At 40.7% G+C, this 17417-nt stretch carries 19 protein-coding genes and 2 riboswitches; of the genes, 16 read left to right on the top strand and 3 right to left on the bottom strand.

The window, feature by feature from the left end:
* The first annotated feature begins 2 nt into the window (after positions 1 to 2).
* The 15 genes from MKX65_RS10445 (at position 3) to MKX65_RS10375 (ending at position 14146) form a co-directional block, all read left to right on the top strand.
* Complete coding sequence (locus MKX65_RS10445) at positions 3 to 1769, top strand: methyl-accepting chemotaxis protein (protein WP_160546071.1); 1767 nt, start codon at positions 3 to 5, stop codon at positions 1767 to 1769.
* A 104-nt stretch (positions 1770 to 1873) separates the two neighbouring features.
* Positions 1874 to 1984: riboswitch (TPP riboswitch) on the top strand.
* A gap of 96 nt (positions 1985 to 2080) precedes the next feature.
* Entirely contained in the window at positions 2081 to 2899 is an 819-nt protein-coding gene (gene thiM, locus MKX65_RS10440; protein WP_340903535.1) for a hydroxyethylthiazole kinase, read from the top strand.
* Between the two features lie 14 nt (positions 2900 to 2913).
* A complete protein-coding gene (gene thiE, locus MKX65_RS10435) occupies positions 2914 to 3549 on the top strand; it encodes a thiamine phosphate synthase (protein ID WP_340903533.1) in 636 nt (211 codons plus the stop codon).
* Positions 3550 to 3569: 20 nt separating this feature from the next.
* Positions 3570 to 4385, top strand: a complete 816-nt coding sequence (gene thiD / locus MKX65_RS10430) for a bifunctional hydroxymethylpyrimidine kinase/phosphomethylpyrimidine kinase (RefSeq protein ID WP_160546068.1) — start codon at positions 3570 to 3572, stop codon at positions 4383 to 4385.
* 5 nt (positions 4386 to 4390) lie between these two features.
* A riboswitch (TPP riboswitch) is annotated at positions 4391 to 4487 on the top strand.
* Between the two features lie 101 nt (positions 4488 to 4588).
* Positions 4589 to 5359, top strand: coding sequence for a thiazole synthase (locus MKX65_RS10425; protein ID WP_160546067.1), 771 nt, complete (start codon positions 4589 to 4591; stop codon positions 5357 to 5359).
* A 9-nt stretch (positions 5360 to 5368) separates the two neighbouring features.
* A complete protein-coding gene (gene thiH, locus MKX65_RS10420; protein ID WP_160546066.1) occupies positions 5369 to 6484 on the top strand; it encodes a 2-iminoacetate synthase ThiH in 1116 nt (371 codons plus the stop codon).
* Between the two features lie 12 nt (positions 6485 to 6496).
* Positions 6497 to 7564: a LuxE/PaaK family acyltransferase gene (locus MKX65_RS10415; protein WP_160546065.1), complete on the top strand. Its 1068-nt coding sequence runs from the start codon at positions 6497 to 6499 to the stop codon at positions 7562 to 7564.
* Positions 7555 to 8988, top strand: coding sequence for an acyl-CoA reductase (locus MKX65_RS10410; RefSeq protein WP_160546064.1), 1434 nt, complete (start codon positions 7555 to 7557; stop codon positions 8986 to 8988). Before MKX65_RS10415 ends, MKX65_RS10410 begins: the two co-directional genes overlap by 10 nt.
* 13 nt (positions 8989 to 9001) lie before the next feature.
* On the top strand, positions 9002 to 9754 hold the full coding sequence (locus MKX65_RS10405) for an ATP-binding cassette domain-containing protein (RefSeq protein ID WP_160546063.1): 753 nt from the start codon (positions 9002 to 9004) through the stop codon (positions 9752 to 9754).
* The gene (locus MKX65_RS10400; RefSeq protein WP_160546062.1) at positions 9751 to 10518 is read left to right on the top strand and encodes an ABC transporter permease subunit; all 768 of its coding nucleotides are present in this window, start codon (positions 9751 to 9753) and stop codon (positions 10516 to 10518) included. Before MKX65_RS10405 ends, MKX65_RS10400 begins: the two co-directional genes overlap by 4 nt.
* A complete protein-coding gene (locus tag MKX65_RS10395; protein ID WP_340903530.1) occupies positions 10515 to 11516 on the top strand; it encodes an ABC transporter substrate-binding protein in 1002 nt (333 codons plus the stop codon). The genes MKX65_RS10400 and MKX65_RS10395 overlap by 4 nt, the downstream gene beginning before the upstream one ends.
* A gap of 41 nt (positions 11517 to 11557) precedes the next feature.
* Complete coding sequence (locus tag MKX65_RS10390) at positions 11558 to 12304, top strand: SDR family oxidoreductase (RefSeq protein WP_160546061.1); 747 nt, start codon at positions 11558 to 11560, stop codon at positions 12302 to 12304.
* Positions 12305 to 12314: 10 nt separating this feature from the next.
* On the top strand, positions 12315 to 12938 hold the full coding sequence (locus tag MKX65_RS10385; RefSeq protein WP_340903529.1) for a thiamine phosphate synthase: 624 nt from the start codon (positions 12315 to 12317) through the stop codon (positions 12936 to 12938).
* Positions 12922 to 13125, top strand: a complete 204-nt coding sequence (gene thiS / locus MKX65_RS10380) for a sulfur carrier protein ThiS (RefSeq protein WP_160546059.1) — start codon at positions 12922 to 12924, stop codon at positions 13123 to 13125. The genes MKX65_RS10385 and thiS overlap by 17 nt, the downstream gene beginning before the upstream one ends.
* Positions 13126 to 13129: 4 nt before the next feature.
* Positions 13130 to 14146, top strand: a complete 1017-nt coding sequence (locus MKX65_RS10375; protein ID WP_160546058.1) for a MoeB/ThiF family adenylyltransferase — start codon at positions 13130 to 13132, stop codon at positions 14144 to 14146.
* A 37-nt stretch (positions 14147 to 14183) separates the two neighbouring features.
* Here the strand turns inward: MKX65_RS10375 and MKX65_RS10370 are convergent, their stop codons facing one another.
* The 3 genes from MKX65_RS10370 to MKX65_RS10360 form a co-directional block, all read right to left on the bottom strand.
* Positions 14184 to 14642 (bottom strand): hypothetical protein, encoded by a 459-nt coding sequence (locus tag MKX65_RS10370; protein ID WP_160546057.1) that lies wholly within the window; start codon positions 14640 to 14642, stop codon positions 14184 to 14186.
* 11 nt (positions 14643 to 14653) lie between these two features.
* Complete coding sequence (locus MKX65_RS10365; protein WP_340903526.1) at positions 14654 to 16483, bottom strand: peptidoglycan-binding protein; 1830 nt, start codon at positions 16481 to 16483, stop codon at positions 14654 to 14656.
* Positions 16484 to 16572: 89 nt separating this feature from the next.
* Positions 16573 to 16749, bottom strand: coding sequence for a hypothetical protein (locus MKX65_RS10360; RefSeq protein WP_340903525.1), 177 nt, complete (start codon positions 16747 to 16749; stop codon positions 16573 to 16575).
* 128 nt (positions 16750 to 16877) lie between these two features.
* Between MKX65_RS10360 and MKX65_RS10355 the strand changes: the two genes are divergently transcribed.
* Positions 16878 to 17387, top strand: coding sequence for a GNAT family N-acetyltransferase (locus MKX65_RS10355; RefSeq protein ID WP_160546056.1), 510 nt, complete (start codon positions 16878 to 16880; stop codon positions 17385 to 17387).
* The last annotated feature ends 30 nt before the right edge of the window (positions 17388 to 17417 follow it).

Here is a 17417-nt window from a genome sequence, read left to right as displayed (position 1 = left end):
GATTGAAGTCTATTGATAAATGGGTTAATAAAATTAAGAATACAAAATGGCGGTTACCAATCATAAGAATACCATTTCAATCACAAAGTATTCGAAAAAAAATCATGCTTAGCTTCGGGCTCGTGTTACTAGTTTCTAGTGGACTAGCTATTTACTCCATGATCAATACCCAAAAGGCAAATGAATTAGCAAAATCACTTATTCTAAAAGAATCACAGCAATTAAACGCCTTACAAGATTTACGATTTTTCATGGCTGAGCGATTAAGACTCGTAAATGAGTACATGCTTGAAGGTTCTCCTCAGGCTAAGGAAAGCTTTGAAAACAATGTACACCTAAGTACCCAATTAGAAGATAGGTTATTGACTAACGTAGCTGGGAACAAAGATGAAGCTGCTGTAAAAAAGGTCATTTCCGACGGTTCCAAATGGAATGAGATGATGATGAAGGAAGCTTTCGACGTGTTTGATAACGGAGAGAAACGCCAAGCCTTACTCAATGTTGGATCTGAAAAGTTTAAAGCCGAACAAACGATGGCAAAATTAAAGGCTTTAGCAGATGAAAAAAATAAAAGTGTAGAACAGCTGGGAGAAGAAATCATTTCAAATGGAAATCAAGTTCAACTTTGGACAATGATCTTTACATTCATCGTTATTTGTATTTCCGTAATAGTTGCCATCGTATTGATGAATTCTATTCATGGCCCGATCCGTCGTTTATCAGAGAGAATTCAAGTAGTTGCAGAAGGTGATTTTAGTCACGCAGATATGAAGGTTACATCAAATGATGAAATTGGTGAGCTAACTACTACTTTCAACCGGATGGTAAAAGAACTGCGAGCCTTAATTTCCCAAGCATATGAGACAACCACCCAGGTTTCTGCCTCTGCGGAGGATTTAACAGCAAGCTCGGAGGAAACCGCACAAGGTTCAGAAAGTATTACTTTTTCCATTCAAGAGGTTGCTGCTGCCTCTCAAAAACAACTAGATAGTGTAAATGAAACCATACATACAATGAACACATTGGCTTCGATTCAAGAAACTCTCACTTTTTCATCAGAAAAACTGGAAGCTTCAGCTAATATGGTCGATGGAGTGTCTAAAAACGGAAACAAGGTCGTAGAGAATGCAATAAAGCAAATGTCACATATACATGACTCTGTAATCGAAGTGGCAGGAGTGATTGGTAACCTTGGAAGACAATCAAAGGAAATCAGTCAAATAACCAAAGTGATCACTGGTATTGCAGATCAAACGAACTTACTCGCTTTAAATGCTGCGATTGAAGCAGCACGAGCCGGGGAGCATGGGAAAGGTTTTTCTGTGGTTGCTGATGAGGTCCGGAAACTTGCCGTACAGTCAAAGAGCTCTTCTAACGAAATTATAGATCTTATTTTGAAAATCCAAACCGGTACAAATCAAGCCGTAAAAGCAATGGAAAAAAATACGCTTGAAGTAGAAAATGGGTCAATCGCTGTAAATGAAGCGGGAAGATCTTTTATACAAATCACTGACTCTATCACAGACATTCGTAAAACGATTCAGTCTATTCATCAATATGTCCAAAAAATGACGGAAAGTTCCAAATGTGTAACTGCCAATATCGAAGTGCTAACAGAAATTGCAAAGGTAAATTCGAACTCCTCTTATGCGGTTGCTGCATCTGCTGAGGCACAGTTGGCAACGATGGAGGAAATCGCTTCTTCTGTTCAGACAGTTAATGAAATGGCGATTAACTTAAAAGAAGTTTTAAGGAAATTTACGATTTAATCGGCTTCCTCCTGTTGGTACAGGGGGAACTTTTTTTACTTTTTAAATAATTTATAGTTGCGTTATGAAAAACCTTCCACTATGATGTAAATATAGTTTCATAGGAAATCTACTAGGGGGGCCCGTATGTTCGGGCTGAGAGAAAACAATTCAGTTTTCGACTCTTGGAACCTGATCTGGCTCATACCAGCGGAGGGAAGTAGTTACTGCGAAGATAAATGTTTATTGTTTCGTAACTATGCCAGGTTCTATAAGAATCTGGCTTTTTTTGTCTTGAAATCGTTTTGCTAATATGAAAGGAGCAGGGAAAAATGAGTCATGAATTTTTAACATTAATTGATAGAGTAAGAGAGCAATCACCGTTAGTTCATAATATGACGAATGTAGTAGTAACTAATTTTGTTGCTAATGGATTGTTAGCTCTTGGCGCTTCACCAGTGATGGCCTATGCCAAAGAAGAAGTAGCTGACATGGTAAGCATCGCGAATTCCCTTGTGCTCAATATCGGCACATTAAGGGAACCTGAAGTAGAAGCGATGATCATTGCTGGTCAAGCAGCGAATGAAAAAGGCGTTCCAGTCGTCCTTGACCCGGTTGGAGCTGGTGCAACACCATACCGCACAAATACTGTAAAACGACTTCTATCTGAAGTGAACATTAGCCTATTACGCGGAAATGCTGCAGAGGTAGCCAACGTAATAGGAGAAGAATGGCAAACACGCGGTGTGGATTCTGGTACAGGTGAAGGGAATATCACAGACCTTGCTCGAATGGCAGCTCAAAAATTACATATGACCGTTGTGGTTACCGGAAAAGACGATGTTGTTTCTAATGGTGAAGAATCGATTATTATTTCAAACGGGCATCCACTTCTAACAAAAGTAACTGGAACTGGTTGCTTATTTTCATCTGTCGTAGGAGCGTTTGCAAGTGTAGAAACCAATTATTTACTCGCAGCGGCAGGAGCATCAGCCTTTTATGGTGCAGTTGCTGAGCGTGCGATTTTAGCGACAGGTGACCAACATGTTGGCACTTTTCAGATGGAATTTCTTAATCAACTCATGCTCACTTCATCCTCTGATGTGGTAGACCTCGCCAAAGTCAGCATTGCAGAAGTAACATCCATATGAGGGAGCAAAAGGAAATGGATTTTCTAAAACTGTATTTTATTATGGGCAGTCAAGACTGCTTGAATCGAACACCTGAAGAGACGTTAGCTCTAGCCATTGAAGGTGGAATTACTTGTTATCAATATCGAGAAAAAGGGATCAGCACTCTCGGAGAAATTGAGAAGTACGAACTTGGAAAAAAACTGCGAGAACTCTGCGGGACACATAAGATCCCATTTATCGTCAATGATGATCTACCACTGGCTATCGCTCTTGATGCTGATGGAGTACATGTTGGCCAGGATGATGAAAATGCAAAATATGTGAGGGAGACAATAGGTCCTAAGAAAATTCTTGGTGTATCCACACACACGGTTGAAGAGGGACTTCAGGCCGTTCTAAACGGAGCTGATTACTTAGGAATTGGGCCGATGTATCCTACCATTTCAAAAGCGGATACCGAAAAGCAACAAAGCTTAGATATCTTCACTGAATTTCGTCATGCAGGAATTTCTTTGCCTCTTGTTGCGATTGGTGGAATGAATTCTACCAACGGAGAAACCGTTATGAAATCAGGAGCTAATGGCCTCGCAATCATTTCCGATATTTGTCGAGCCAGTCATATCCAAGAGCATACCAAGCTTTTACGTAGATTAGTTGATGAATTTTAGGCAAGGAGAGGTTATTCGTTATGGTAAAAAAGGCATTAACCATCGCAGGGTCAGATAGTGGTGGAGGGGCTGGTATACAGGCTGATTTGAAGACATTTCAAGAACTTGATGTATACGGAATGTCTGTGATAACAGCCGTAACTGCACAAAACACAACAGGCGTACAAGGTGTCTATAAGGTTCCTTTGGAAGGGATTCAAGAACAACTTCAATCGATTGCTGAAGATTTGCGTCCAGATGCGATCAAAACCGGAATGTTATTTAACAGTGATACCATTGATGCGGTTTCGAGATTTATAGAATTTTATGAAATGAAACATGTCGTCGTAGATCCCGTAATGATTGCAAAAGGGGGAGCATCACTTTTACAAAACGAAGCGGTTAAAGCTTTAAAAGAAAAATTACTTCCACTTGCGACCATCGTGACACCAAATATTCCAGAAGCAGAGGTGCTTACAGGAATAAAAATTGTGACAATGGATGACCGAAAACAAGTTGCTAAATTGCTCCATATCATGGGTGCAAAAACTGTCATGATCAAAGGCGGACATGATCAGGGTAGGGAAGAAATGATTGATCTTTTATATGACGGTCAACAATTTCACACCTTTAGTTCGAATCGGATTCCCACAAAAAATACTCATGGCACAGGCTGTACCTTTTCCGCTGCCATAACCGCACAACTCGCAAAAGGGAGCTCCGTTGTTCAAGCGGTGAAAGTGGCAAAAGACTTTATTCAGGCAGCCATCGAAGAAGATTTACACATCGGATCCGGCCACGGCCCAACCAATCATTGGGCATACAAACGAAACAAAGTTAAAATCGCAATCAAATAAAATAAAAAATTAGCTAGGGGTGCCTAAAAGCTGAGAGGAATCTTTCCAACCCTTGAACCTGATTTGGTTAGAACCAACGTAGGGAAGCAATCATTTTACATGAGCTCTATTATGAGGAAAAGCTTTATGTAAGAATGTGAAGGCTTGCCAAAATTGGTAAGTCTTTTTTATATTTCCAAAATGAACCAATAGGAGGAACCACAATGACCGACTTATTAACGATTGGGAACACGCAGCTACATAACCGACTACTAACAGGAACTGGAAAATTTTATAATCACAAGCTAATGAAAGAAGCACTAACCCAATCCGGTTCACAAGTCGTCACAGTCGCTTTAAGACGAGTAGACCTGAATGCTACTGGAGAAGAAAACATCTTAGAATACATTCCTAAAGACATGATTCTACTTCCGAATACGTCGGGAGCAAGAACGGCGGACGAAGCGGTTCGAATTGCCCGACTTGCAAGAGCAGCCGGCATGGGGAACTGGATTAAAATTGAGGTCATTTCCGACCAAAAGTACTTGCTTCCTGACAATTACGAAACAGCTAAGGCAACTGATATCTTAGCGAATGAAGGGTTTATCGTTCTACCTTATATGAGCCCAGACTTAATGGCAGCAAAAGCGATGCAAAATGCTGGAGCAGCAGCAATTATGCCACTTGGTTCTCCTATCGGTTCAAATCGAGGTATTCGCACGAAGGAATTGATCCAAATTTTGATAGAAGAGATGGAGCTTCCAATCATTGTTGATGCAGGAATCGGAAAGCCATCTGAAGCAGCGGAAGCGATGGAAATGGGAGCAGCCGCTGTACTGGTAAACACAGCCATTGCTACAGCTAAGGATCCCGTTGAAATGGCCATTGCATTCGACTTAGCAGTCAAGGCTGGAAGGAAAGCTTACTCGAGTGGAGTAGGACAGACAACAACGACAGCACAAGCGTCATCTCCATTAACAGGATTTTTAGGGTAGGTGAGTGGAATGTCATTTTATGATGAGTATGTAAAAGTAAAATATTATCCATTTGACGACTTTTTTTCTACCATCACTACTCAAGACGTAAGAAGGGTTTTGCAAAAAGAGAGACTTCATACAGAAGATTTCTTGATTCTTTTATCTCCAGCTGCTGAAAATTGTCTAGAAGAAATGGCACAAAAGGCACATCAACGTACCGTACAGCATTTTGGCCGTACGATTCAATTATACGCACCACTGTATTTAACCGATTATTGTGTGAACAAATGTACGTACTGCAGCTTTAGTATTGATAATGATTTTCCACGTAGAAAATTGACCCTGGCTGAAATTGAAGAAGAATCAAAGGCACTTGTCAAAATGGGATTACGACATATTATCTTGCTAACGGGAGAATCTCGCCTCCATTCCTCGGTAGATTATTTGTGTGAAACGATTGATGTGATGAAAAAGTATTTTTCTTCTTTATCCATTGAGATACAGCCATTAGATACGGAAGAGTACCAAACGCTCGTTGCCCGTGGAATTGATGGATTAACGGTGTACCAAGAAGTGTACAACGAAGAAATCTATAAAAAGCATCACTTAAAGGGACCGAAACGCAATTATCGCTATCGACTAGATGCACCTGAAAGAGGTGCCAAAGCTGGCATGAGATCCGTCAATATCGGAGCACTACTAGGAATGGATGAGTGGCGTAAGGAGGTCTTTTTCACAGGACTTCATGCTCATTACTTACAAAGAAATTATCTCGAAACGGATATTGCTCTATCCTTTCCTCGAATACGCCCAAACCTTGGTGGTTTCCAACCAAAGGTCGATGTATCTGATAAAAATTTAGTTCAAGCAATGCTGGCATCTCGTTTATTTTTACCACGTGCAGGTATGACTCTATCAACACGAGAAAGCGCGGAACTAAGACGTCATTTACTTCCGTTAGGAGTGACCAAAATGTCTGCTGCCTCATCTACCGTTGTCGGGGGATATGCCAATAAAGAACATACTCATAGTCAATTCGAAATTTCGGACAAAAGAAGTGTGGCAGAGGTAAAGGAATCACTGAGAGAACTTGGATATCAACCTGTCGTAAAAGATTGGGAAATACTAACACATTCATCTTAAGGAGAGTACAACATGCACTACGAAGATATCAAGCAAAGGATACTCACTTTTATTGAAAATGAAGAAAGAGATTCATTTGATTCATTAGCCTTACAGGTCTTCGCCTACCAATACGAAAATAATCGTATTTACCGGAAGTTTTGTCGATCAAGAAAGGTTCACCCATCAATGGTGCAATCCTATCAGCAAATTCCTCCTGTACCTGTTGGTGCTTTTAAGGAGGCGGTCATCGCTTGTACACCGATTGAAGAAGCGGAGACGTATTTTCAAACAAGCGGAACGACCAGTGGAAAGCAAGGGAGAAATTATCACCATGACTTAGAGGTGTGGACTGCTTCGATGAAGTCACATTTTGAAGAAAATATCATGAAAGAGAAATGCCGTGTGAAAATGGCCATTCTATTTCCACATCCAAAGGAAATGCCCAATTCCTCTCTGTCACAGTATTTGTATACAGCCATTCGCGACTACGGCACGGAGGAGAGTGTTTATATCGCCAGTAACGGGACCTATGATTTCGAAAAGCTCGTCTCATTCCTTGTAGAATCTGAACGCACCAACACCCCTGTATATTTGTTAGGGGCTACGTTTTCCTTTATCCATTTTGTTGAGTACATGGAAGGCAAAAACCTTCAATTTCAACTACCAAAAGGAAGCCGGTTAATGGATACAGGAGGGTCTAAGGGTCGAGCCATAGAAATGAGTTCAGATCAATTTAAACAAATGGTAGCAGAAGCGTTTAACTTACCCGTTGAAGATTGTGTGAATATGTATGGAATGACCGAGCTAAGCTCCCAGTTTTACGATCAAAGCGGAAGCGGGCAACAAAAAGCTCCTCATTGGGTAAGAACAGTAGTCATCAATCCTGAAAACGGTTTGTGTGTACAAGACGGTGAGCGGGGAATACTCGTTCATTATGATCTAGCCAACTTCCATTCGGTCCTTGGGGTTATGACGGAGGACTTAGGGATTTCGAAAAAAGGTGAATTTTACTTGTTAGGAAGAAGCGAAGGGGCAGAAGCAAAGGGCTGTTCCCTCGCCGTAGAGCAGTTTCGTAATGGAGTAAGCAAATGGAACTAAAAATTGGATTTGTCCCAAGCATGATCTCCCCATCTTATGAAGAACGAACGTTTGATTCTCTTACTCTTCTTGTACCAAAACTTACGAGTGAGGAACTGAAACAAGTTGTTTTACATCTAAAACAGCAACAAAGAAAACTGCAAGCTCGGAAAACGAATGACATTATTGACTCCCTTGACCAAGCCATTCAACTCTGGCTTGACCCGAACTACCACAATCGAAAACTAGCGGAAGAGCTTCTTCCCATTATAACTGGGTATGACTCGGAAATGATACGCGTGTTTTTACATTCGTATTTACGTTCCTTTCGTAAAGAAAAGCTGCAAAGAATGGTCGAGGTGGATTTCCCTAATCCTTTTGTACTTGACGAGTTTCGTCCACGTTCATCAGGTGGCTTAACAAGAGCCTATGGACCCAAGCTCATTACGAATGTGTTTTCCGGAAATGTTCCTGCCTTGCCGTTATGGAGTTTAGTAAGCGGCCTTTTAGTTAAGTCTAGTACACTTGGGAAGCTCTCTTCCTCCGAGCCTTTGTTTCCCTGTCTGTTTGTTGAAACATTGAGAGAGATTGACAAGGACTTAGCGGAATCCATCAGCATCATTTGGTGGAAAGGTGGAGAAGAAGAATTAGAGCGTATAGCATTCTCTTCATCAGAGGCAGTGATTGCATATGGAAGCGAGAACTCCATTGATTCGATTAGAAAAAAAGTTCCATCTCACGTCAACCTACATGCACATGGACATAAATTGAGTGCTGGATTTATTGCAAAAGACTGTTTACAGCGCGTTCTCGTAACCGAAACTGCTAGGAGGGCTGCAAAGGATGCTTCTCAATTTGATCAACAAGCCTGCCTTTCTCCTCATGTCTTTTTTGTAGAGGAAAAGGGGAATGTATCGGTACGGGAATTTGCTAGTTTGCTAGCGCAGGAAATGAATAATTACGAGGTGAAAATGCCAAGGGCTAGATTAAGTGAACAGGAAAATCAAGCGATCATTCAGGCCCGTTCATCCTTTCAATTTCAAGCTTTTCAAACGAATGATATAACACTTTTCGAAAGCGAAGAAAGTACTTCTTGGACCGTTGTTTACGATAAGAAAACGACTTTGTTTCCCATCTCACCATTAAACCGCTTTGTGTATGTGATTCCCGTTCAGTCCATTGAAGATGTTCCTTGCTATCTACATGAAGTTCGAGGATTATTACAGACCTTTGGGGTCGCCTGCACGCCAAACCATTTTCGTTCCATCATAGAAGTGCTTGGCCAATGTGGAGTCAATCGAGTTACCTTTTTAGGCCGTATGGGAGAACCGGAACCTGGTTGGCATCATGATGGCAGACCTCATTTAGCCGATTTGGTTCGCTGGGTCGACGTGGAGGCTAGCGTAGAAATTGAAATGGATGCGTATGATCCGAATCGAATTTAAGGAGAGAAGGGACATGCAGGCACCATATATACAATTAAAAGAGATTAGGCTTACTTTTGATAAAGATCAAAAGGATACAATCCGTCGATTTTCCCTCAATATTAAGGAAGGCGAATTTATCAGCATCGTTGGAAAAAGTGGCTGCGGAAAAACGAGTCTTTTACAAATGGTTGCAGGAATGAAAAAGCCTACCTCTGGATTGATTACAATAGGTGGACATGAGGTGAAAGAACCGGTTGATGAGCTTTCATACGTGTTTCAAAAACCTATTTTACTAGAATGGAAAACGATCTTGGAGAATGTCTTACTTCCATTACAGTTAAAGCGAAAATTGACTGAAAGAGATACGAATAAGGCAAAGGAAATGCTAGATCGTGTTGGACTAACCGATGCGATTCATAAATTTCCATATGAGTGCTCGGGTGGGATGCAATCAAGAGTGGCAATCGTACGTGCCTTACTTGATAAGCCACAAATCCTTTTGATGGACGAACCATTTTCTGCACTAGATTCTTTTACAAGAGATCAATTGCATGTTCAACTTAATGAATTAATCGATACGTACAAACCAACCGTATTATTTGTCACTCATGATTTGCAAGAAGCATTTTTCCTGTCTGACCGAATTATTCTTCTAGGTGGGGAACCGGGACGAATTCTTCAAGAATACCAAGTACCGTTTACTCGACCACGACAGAAGTCTATTTTATTCGATCAGTCATTTTACAACTTTCAGCAAGATATGAATGAGAGGCTTCAATCATGAAGAAAATCTATCTATATTCGACTCTACTATTTATTTTCCTGCTTATTATGTGGGAGATGATTGTTAAGGTGAAGAAAATATCACCGTTAATTTTACCTAAACCAACAACCATTGCAGAAAATCTTTTCACCCTGTTACAGAGTGGGTATTTTACACCACATATTTTCACAACCCTAGTTGAAATTATTAGTGGATTTTTTGTGGGTGGTCTTATTGGAATCGGACTGGGCCTTTTGGTTTCACAGTCGAACACCCTTCGACTTGTCTTGAAGCCCTATATTATCGCAACACAAGCCATGCCAAAGGTCGCTTTAGCTCCGCTTCTCATTCTATGGTTTGGGTACGGATACACGCCAAAGATTTTGATTGTGGCATTAATTAGCTTCTTTCCTTTGTTCGAGAGTACGATTACAGGCTTGTTAGTAGTCGACAAGGACCGTTTAGCCCTTTTTCAGCTATTAAAAGCTAGCAAATGGCAAACTTTGTGGAGACTGCAATTGCCGACCTCCATCCCTTACTTGCTTTCGGGTATGAGGGTGGCGGTTGTCCTTAGTGTGGTTGGAGCCGTTGTTAGTGAGTTTATTGGTGCGAATAAGGGATTGGGAGCGTTAATTATCGTGGCACAAGGAATGATGGATACGCCATTATTATTTTCAGCCTTTATCCTTTTAACAGCTATTGGCATCCTTTTGTACGCTTCGATATATGCCATCGAACATCTATTTTTAAGAAAATATACAACTTATCGGAGGAAAATTTCGTGAAATTCATTAAAGTAGTTCTACCAATTTTACTAGTTTTAACAGTCATCATAGCAGGCTGTTCAAAGGAAAGTAGTCAAGCAACGGAATCAGAAAATCAAAGGGAAACGATTCGAATGGCCTCATGGAGTAAACCAATTGTTGAACAAAGCAACTTATATGTGGCTGAGGATAAAGGTTTTTTTGAAAAAGAAAACCTTACATTTGAGTACATACCTGGTGCTGGTGGAGGAGATGCAGTTAAGAACATCCTGGCTGGAAATGCTGATATTGCTTTCGCAAACCTAGAGGCCGTATTGTTAGCTGTCGAAAAAGGTGAAAAATTGAAGATCATTTATAATATTTATCCTGAAAACGTATTTAACTTAGTTTCCTTAAAGGAAAGTAATATTCAATCCATAGAGGATTTAAAAGGAAAAAATGTCGGAGTATATAGCTTGGCTAGTGGGACCTATCAAAATTTACAAGTGCTTTTGCATGACGCAGGAGTGAAGGAAGAGGAAATGACGATAACGGCAACCGGCGTTCTTAATTTCGCCCCTTTGATGGAAGGGCAAGTAGCTGCTACCGCTGCTACAGATACCGGTTTGTATGATGCAAAGCAAAAGGGCTTAGGCGAAGTAAATATCATTGAAGTAAAAGATGTGCTAAATACTCCATCTGATGTGTTTGTTGTGACAGAAAAGGTATTTAACGAAAAGAAAGATCTTCTTATCCGCTTTCTTCAGGTCTATAAAGATAGCATAGAGTATACGATGGAGAACCCAGATGAGGCAGCTGATATAGCAACGAAGCATGCAGTGGACGGAACCAATATCACACGAAACAAAGAGATTATTGCGATTAGAAACCAAACTAGTGAGAACAACAACGGTCTGGGTATGTTCGACTTTACCGTTTTAAAAGAGGTTGAAGCGTCTTACGTAGAAATGGGATTACTACAAAAAGCGGTTAATATAGAAGACCTTACCACAAATGAACTTGTTGAACAGCTGAAGTAAGGGGTGTTAATGTGAATCTCTCATTAGCAGGAAGGGTATGCATGATCACGGGTTCAAGCCGAGGCATTGGAGCTGCATTTGCTGAAAGCTTCGCCTCCGAAGGGTGTCATATCGTTATAAATTATTTAAAAAATGCAGAAAAGGCAGAAATACTCGCGGACAAATTACAAAAAGAATACGGAGTGGACTGTCTACCCATTCAAGCGGATGTGACGAATGAAAACGATGTAAAAAGATTGATAAGCATGGTAATTGAAGAGTTTGATCGGATCGATATTGTGGTTAATAATGCCCTCCATAGCTACCTTTTTGATCCTACAGAGAGAAAATGGGCATGGGAAGTAGAGTGGGAAGACTATCAAAAACAAATCGATGGTTCCTTAAAGGGGACCTATCTCCTGAATAAATACGCAATACCGCATATGAAAGATATGAACTTCGGTCGAATCATAAATATGACAACCAATTTATTGTATCGCCCGATTGTACCTTACCATGACTACAACACAGCCAAGGGAGCGGTCATGACCTATTCTCAAAACCTAGCCGCTGACCTAGGAAGATTCGGTATTACCGTTAACTGTATTGCTCCAGGGCTTGTGTATCCGACAGAAGCAAGTAAACGAACAAAAGAGGAAGTGAAATCAGTCATTGTTGCTGAAACACCACTTGGGAGAATTGCCCGACCTGAAGATGTTACAGGAACAGCCCTATATTTAGCTAGTAATTGGGCTCGATTTGTAACAGGTCAAACCATTATCGTTGATGGTGGATATACGATGAAATAAGGAGGGTATGATGAAAAAAGAATTGCATGTCATTTCAACAGGACAGCAAGAAAAAGCAGATGTGATTAAAATTGCCAGAAGCATTCACACATATGTGGATTATATTCATTTACGGGAGAATCATCGGTCACCAGAAGAAATTCTTCACTTCATTCAAGGCATGAAAGAAGCGGATATTCCCCTTTCAAAGGTAATACTAAATGGACCGTCAAGTGTGGCGTTAGCTGGAGGGGTAGCTGGAGTTCAACTTTCCCATAGAGGCGAAGATGTACTCAAAGTAAAAAAGAATTATCCAATGTTACGTGTGGGATGCTCGGTACATTCGCTTAGTGAAGCATTGGAAAAAGAAAAAAAAGGTGCCGACTTCTTATTATTCGGACATGTGTTCGAAAGTAATTCTAAGCCTGGACTCCGTCCTCGTGGTCTGCATGCATTACAGGAAATCACTGCTTACGTATCAATTCCTGTCATTGCTATTGGCGGAATGATTCCTTCGAATGTACAGGAGGTTCTTACGGCAGGTGCTAGTGGAGTGGCTGTCTTATCGGGTATTTTTGGAGCGAATGATCCCGAAAGAGCTGCCTTCAATTATCATAAGGAACTTGAGGTGAAGCAAAATGACCATTTACGTTAACGGTAAAGAAACATTGTTAGGAACAGGAACCAATACGATTATGACACTCATTGAATATTTCGAACTAAATCCAAAGGTTGTTATTGTTGAACGCAATAAAGATATCGTTGCGAAAGAAAATTATGAGTCTACGATCCTTGAAAAAGGTGATCATATTGAACTCGTACATTTTGTTGGGGGAGGTTGATGATTTGAGCGACCGATACTCGAGACAGGAACTTTTTTCACCAATTGGGAAAGAAGGTCAAAAGCAAATACAGCAATCACATGTATTAATTATTGGAGCAGGCGCACTAGGAACAGCACTTGCTGAATCTCTCACACGAGCAGGAATAGGGAAACTGACCATCGTTGATCGTGATTACGTCGAATGGAGCAATCTTCAACGCCAACAGTTATATAGTGAATCTGACGCTCGTGATCGGATCCCGAAGGCTGCAGCAGCAAAAAAACGGCTTCAAGACATCAACTCTGACGTGGAAGTGGTATCACATGTGATGGATGTAAGCATCGAGGAGATGGAGCAGTTAATGGTAGGGGTTGATCTTATTTTAGATGCAACCGATAATTTTGACACGCGACTACTTATCAATGATATGTCACAAAAAGCGAACATTCCATGGATTTATGGAGCATGCGTGGGGAGTTACGGGTTGTCTTTTACCATCATTCCAGGAAAAACTCCGTGTTTGCAGTGTTTATTAGATCATATTCCTCTAGGTGGAATGACCTGTGACACAGCCGGTATCATTTCACCCGCAGTTCATACCGTTGTTGCTCACCAAGTAACAGAAGCACTTAAGCTTCTTACTAGAAATCTAACAGCACTTAGAGGCTCTCTTTATTCGTTTGATCTGTGGCTTAATTCATCGTCATCGATTTCAGTAGATAAAATGAAAAAAGATGATTGTCCGTCTTGTGGAAATACTCCACATTATCCGTATTTAGATAAAACCAACTCAACAAAAACAGCGGTGCTCTGTGGAAGAAATACCGTACAAATTCGACCAGCAACCAACACAAACTTAAATCTTGAAGCACTAGCTGATCGACTGAAACCCTACGGACAAGTGAGTAAAAACCATTATTTACTATCACTGACGAAGGGAGAACACAGACTCGTATTTTTTACAGATGGACGTGTACTTATTCATGGAACAAAGGATATTGCAGAAGCAAAAAAATTGTACTATCAGTTTGTAGGATAAAAGGAGGGTCCTCGTTTTTAGAACAGGACCCCTTTAGCTATTCTTGTCCGGTCACAGTCACATTTCTAACCGAAAATTCCGTTTTCTTCTTCTCTTTTGTTAATACAAATACATCTATTTGTGAGGAGTCACTCTCAAGTATAAAGTCTAGTTGTTTTAGGCTCCAGTTGCTTGTTAATGGGACTTCCAGTTCTTTTTCTTTTAAAAATTTGCCCCTAGCATCTGTTTCTTCAATTTTTAAAATGACCACATCTGACCCTTTGGCTTCCATTTGAAACAAGATGTTTTTGGTTTCAAGATCTTTAGGTGTTGAAACAAAACCTTCTCCGGCCTTCAATCCTTCTGTTTTAATGAGAAATTCACCTTTTTGCGCCTCTTGAACAGTAGCACCTACACCAAGTAACGGAAGGCTTGTCATTTCTTTCGCGGAAATACTTTGACTTTTTACCACAAAAGCCAGCAAGATTACCAAAAACACATGCATCGTTTTTTTCATCGTTTTTCCTCCTATTTGGTTACCATATCTAATTTACTGAGAGTTGCTGGACCTGCAATACCATCAGCTTTTAATTTATATTTCTTTTGAAACGCAATAACGGCATTTCTTGTTGCTGCATCATACACACCAAGTGAATTCCCTCTGTATACGCCATTTTTCTTTAACTTGTTTTGCATATCCACTACAGCCGCACCTTTTGAACCAGAACGTAAGGTAGGGTACTTTTTAACAGAGGTTGTTGCTGGTTTTGATACGGTAGCCACTTTGGTTGGGGCGATTACCGCATCAAGCTTGGATAAAGTTGCAGGTCCTGCGACACCGTCCGCTTTTAGCTTGTATTTTTTCTGAAAGGCAATGACCGCATTACGCGTACTTGTATCGTATTTACCATGCACACTTCCTTTATAAATTCCCGCTTTCTTTAGTTTATTTTGCATATCTGTAACCGCTGAGCCACTCGATCCCACTCGAAGAGTTGGATATTTCTTTGCTGGTGCTGCTACGATAGGAGCCGGTGCTCTTGGTGGAGCTACGGCTGGTTTTGGTGCAGGAGCAGGTGGAGGTACCGGTGTAGTTGGAACAGGAGCAGAGACAGCACCTGGTGTATTAGCAGCTGGTTGACTTGTTATTGGTTGCTGATTAGTAGGTTCGGTTTGCAAAACTTTTACTTTCAAAGCTTGTCCAATAAAGATGGAATCTGTTGTTAATTGGTTCCATGCTTTCAATTCATCAACGGTCATTTTATAAGTGGTCGCAACTTTCCAAAGTGTGTCGCCAGATTGAACGATATGTGTAACAGCAGAAGAAGGAGCCGTGCTTCCTGTTTGCTCCTTTGGCTGAGTTTCATTAACGGTAGAAACTTCTACTTGTCCATCATGTGCTAACCATGTACGATACGATTGCCAAATGGATGAGCTTTCTTGCCCTAAACTCCAACTTCCAGAGCCTTTTAAATTATATTTATGAATTAACTGTAACTTCGCTTTAATTGACTCATGATTTTCATACCAAATATGATATGTACCAGCAGTAAGAGTGTTGCCAGCAATGGTCATAGTTGGGTCTCCTGGTTTAATCGTAATGGTTGCTTTAGGGGATTGTGTCTTCTCATCGTAGGTCACCGTACCGCCGTATTTGGCGAGCATTTCATCAACGCGGTTGTTGGAAATCCCCGCTCCGCCTGTTGCTTCACCTTCTTTCCAGTATCGTCCGTAAAAGGGAACTCCTAGAACAATTTTGTCAGCAGCAACTCCTTGATTCAAAGAGTATTGAATGGAGCGTTCCACCCAGCCATAACTTGCGACAGGGCCTTGAGGTCCTCCGGTATAGCTTTCATCATAAGCCATAATCATTAAATAACTGGCATATTTCGCAAGCTCTTTGTAGTCATAAGACCCATGCCAGCCTTTGTTCCATCCGTTTGGGTTAGCAGCAATAGCTACTGAAATCTCCTTGTTTGCAGGAAGTTTTTCGCGCAACAAGCGAACCAAATCTGTGTAGGCTTCACGGTCGATATCTGTCACATTTTCAATATCCACCTGAACACCATCAAGATTATTTTTTACGATAAAGTCGGCAATTTGAGAAGATAATTTTTCACGGTTGCTAAGCTCCTGGCGTCCGAGCGTTCGGTCCCAATGATTACTTAAAAAGGGTACGACTTTAATTCCACGGGCATGCATTTGAGTAACAAAAGCTGGATCAAATTGAGAACTAATTTTGAGCGATCCATCGGCATTCAAATCAAAATAGCTTGGGGACACTTGATTTAAGTTTCCTTGTGTCTTATCCACTTGAGAAATATAAGAGTTTGTATTTCCAAAATATAAATAACTCATGTTAAAAGTCACTTCGTGAGCGGAAGCTCTTAATGAAGGGAAGTTAGCAAGAATCATGGCACCAGAAACAACAAGAACCCTTGCAATCTTTAAACCAGGGAATTGCTTTTTAACAAAACCTTTTGCTGAGTGCTGGAGAGTATCGTTTCCCTGCCAAATTCCGTACTAAACTCAGTAATTAAACTCATTTTATCTATGTCCATATGTACAATAGCTATAAGCTGCCCGTCTTGTTCTTTTAGTTCAATTTGAGAAAATTCATACATTTTGTTGTTCACTCCCTAGTGTTAGTATGTTCTATCTGTCTGGTCATCATGAAAATTACATAACAGATAAAGGAAGGTTTCTTGGTATAATGAAGCCATAAAGAAATTTATAAAGGGAGAGGAAAGGAATGTTCATTCGTAAAGCCATACCTGCGGATGCAAAGGGCATCGCAAAAGTTCATGTTGATAGCTGGCGAACCACTTATAAGCATATTTTTCCAGATGATTACCTACAATCATTAACGTATGAAAGCCGAGAAGAATTATGGAATGGGGTCATCCCTAACGGACATGTATATGTCGCTGAAAATCATCAAGGGGAGATTGTTGGTTTTTCTTCAGGTGGAAAAGAAAGAACAGGAGACTACCCCGGGTATGAGGGAGAATTATATGCCATATACATTCTGCAGGAATACCAAGGGAAAGGGATTGGGCGCCAACTCGTGAAGCCGTTAATTGAACAGTTCAAAAATGAGGGAATGAATTCAATGACGGTGTTTGTCTTGGAAGAGAATCCTTCAAAGCATTTTTATCAATCACTTGGAGCAACAGAAATCGACCGGCTAAAAGATACCATAGCCGGAAAAGAAGTAATTGAACTGGTATACGGTTGGAAAGACTTTTCAATAATCACATAAAATACACCCATATCTATTACATCCGACTCA

Origin of the sequence: Robertmurraya sp. FSL R5-0851 (genome assembly GCF_038002965.1) — a bacterium.
GTDB classification, from domain to species: domain Bacteria; phylum Bacillota; class Bacilli; order Bacillales; family Cytobacillaceae; genus Robertmurraya_A; species Robertmurraya_A beringensis.
Note: the sequence above shows the minus strand (reverse complement) of the source record. Positions and strands in the feature narration are given on the sequence as shown.

Coding starts and splice junctions, on each gene's coding strand:
- thiM (WP_340903535.1), top strand. CDS start 2,081: ATGAGTCATGAATTTTTAACATTAATTGATAGAGTAAGAGAGCAATCA.
- thiE (WP_340903533.1), top strand. CDS start 2,914: ATGGATTTTCTAAAACTGTATTTTATTATGGGCAGTCAAGACTGCTTG.
- thiD (WP_160546068.1), top strand. CDS start 3,570: ATGGTAAAAAAGGCATTAACCATCGCAGGGTCAGATAGTGGTGGAGGG.
- MKX65_RS10425 (WP_160546067.1), top strand. CDS start 4,589: ATGACCGACTTATTAACGATTGGGAACACGCAGCTACATAACCGACTA.
- thiH (WP_160546066.1), top strand. CDS start 5,369: ATGTCATTTTATGATGAGTATGTAAAAGTAAAATATTATCCATTTGAC.
- MKX65_RS10415 (WP_160546065.1), top strand. CDS start 6,497: ATGCACTACGAAGATATCAAGCAAAGGATACTCACTTTTATTGAAAAT.
- MKX65_RS10410 (WP_160546064.1), top strand. CDS start 7,555: ATGGAACTAAAAATTGGATTTGTCCCAAGCATGATCTCCCCATCTTAT.
- MKX65_RS10405 (WP_160546063.1), top strand. CDS start 9,002: ATGCAGGCACCATATATACAATTAAAAGAGATTAGGCTTACTTTTGAT.
- MKX65_RS10400 (WP_160546062.1), top strand. CDS start 9,751: ATGAAGAAAATCTATCTATATTCGACTCTACTATTTATTTTCCTGCTT.
- MKX65_RS10390 (WP_160546061.1), top strand. CDS start 11,558: ATGATCACGGGTTCAAGCCGAGGCATTGGAGCTGCATTTGCTGAAAGC.
- MKX65_RS10385 (WP_340903529.1), top strand. CDS start 12,315: ATGAAAAAAGAATTGCATGTCATTTCAACAGGACAGCAAGAAAAAGCA.
- thiS (WP_160546059.1), top strand. CDS start 12,922: ATGACCATTTACGTTAACGGTAAAGAAACATTGTTAGGAACAGGAACC.
- MKX65_RS10370 (WP_160546057.1), bottom strand. CDS start 14,642: ATGAAAAAAACGATGCATGTGTTTTTGGTAATCTTGCTGGCTTTTGTG.
- MKX65_RS10365 (WP_340903526.1), bottom strand. CDS start 16,483: ATGAGTTATTTATATTTTGGAAATACAAACTCTTATATTTCTCAAGTG.
- MKX65_RS10360 (WP_340903525.1), bottom strand. CDS start 16,749: ATGTATGAATTTTCTCAAATTGAACTAAAAGAACAAGACGGGCAGCTT.
- MKX65_RS10355 (WP_160546056.1), top strand. CDS start 16,878: ATGTTCATTCGTAAAGCCATACCTGCGGATGCAAAGGGCATCGCAAAA.